The organism is Floccifex sp. (genome assembly GCF_051873555.1).
GTDB lineage: Bacteria > Bacillota_I > Bacilli_A > Erysipelotrichales > Erysipelotrichaceae > Floccifex.
In genome coordinates this window covers 1-1,658 of record NZ_JBJEEY010000115.1, presented here as the reverse complement: position 1 = coordinate 1,658, position 1,658 = coordinate 1, and the positions used below count along the sequence as shown (strand labels likewise).

The window sequence follows — 1,658 nt, the reverse complement described above, 5'->3', positions numbered from 1 at the left end:
TATACACCTTATTAGCTTTGCTGTTTTAGTCCAAGTTGCGGTTAGGCATTACATTATGAACAAGGAGTTTCAGAAGAAACCGTTTATAAACTGTTTATAGAAAAAGTAATTGCAGATTATCCATATCCAAAATTTCCATTTGAAATTTCTATAAGTAATTTTCATAACTACATTAAGGAAAAGTATAAGATTGAAATACCTCCAACATTTATAAAATCGTTAATTAAATCTATCGATGAAAATAAAAGTAATCTTTTTATAAAAAAGGAAAAAATCACCCTTTTAACATCTCCCTTAACTTTGCAAGAGAAATATTCAAACCAGCAAAAAAATCTAGATGAGAATACAAGAAGGATTTTTGAAAAATTTAATAACTATCTCGAGTATAATGAACAAAACAGAATTACATATAAAGAGTTTTACGATACTCTTTCTATCTATTTTTCTAGAGTTACAAATGTAAATCCTCTAGAAGAAACTGAGTTATCTAAATTATTAATTCTCTGGATTAAGGATATTTATAGAAATACAAATGATACAGAAACACAAAGACTTTTTGATAAATTGATTTATTCTTGGTTGTTATTTTCATATTTTTATTCTGTTAAGCGAAGTAAGAAGAAGCTTTCAGGAAATATAATTGTTTTTGATACAAATTTAATTGTTTATTTATTTGGTATTAATGGCAAAGAAAGACAATTCTTTGTTGAATACTTAGTAGAAAAATTAAAGCAGAATAATTGTTCTATTCAAATTAATGATTTTACAATACGAGAATTTCGAGGATTACTTTCTTCAACAGATAATATGGAAATTTTACTATATAAAAGAAATAATCCAGAAATATATCAACAATTACTTTTAAATACTGAAGAATATTTAATTACTAATATTAAACTAAAATATAATATAGATGTATCGATAAATTCCAAAGCATTTTTACCAAATAACGAAAAATATTTGGACTTGGTTTCTAGTCTGAGAACTTTCAAAGGAAATTCCACATCTCGAGAATCAGCAGAACATGATATAAAACTTATTCATTCCACTGGGGAATTAAAAAAAATTAGTAATATTTATATTGCAAAAAAATTAATTGCCACAAGTGATTCCATTCTTACAAGATGGTTTTCATCTTATATGAAGAGGAAATATGATAGTGATTATATCAATTTACTGACATTGTACAAAATCAACTTAATTTTTTGGATAGAATCTGATAAATGTATTTCATCTGAATTTTTGATGAATACATGGATGTCTGTCTCGGATTCAATTGCATATTTTAAAAATCAACATATTAATCGCTTTTTCGAGACATTAAGTGAAAAATATAAACAAAATAATATTCCTCCTGAGAATTGGCGTTCTGTTTATTTATTGTTAAAAGATAATTTACCAACTGATAGAGAGCCAACCGAAGATGACTTATTATTAGCTCTTGATAAAATTTCATCAATTGATGCTGAAGAGAATTATGAACTTCTACAAAAAGTAAAAGATACTAATGAAGAAGTCATCGAACTTAAAAAAGAGATTGAGAGATTAAAACTAGAACCAAGAACTCAAGTGATTATTCAAGAAAAAGAGAAATCGATTGATGATTTTGTAATGCCTAACCGCAACTTGGACTAAAACAGCAAAGCTAATAAGGTGTA

1 protein-coding gene is annotated in these 1,658 nt (G+C 26.1%); it reads left to right on the top strand.

Annotated features, from left to right (window positions below; genetic code table 11):
- The first annotated feature begins 300 nt into the window (after window positions 1-300).
- Window positions 301-1,635: a hypothetical protein gene (locus tag ACI32A_RS06685; protein ID WP_439754262.1), complete on the top strand. Its 1,335-nt coding sequence runs from the start codon at window positions 301-303 to the stop codon at window positions 1,633-1,635.
- The last annotated feature ends 23 nt before the right edge of the window (window positions 1,636-1,658 follow it).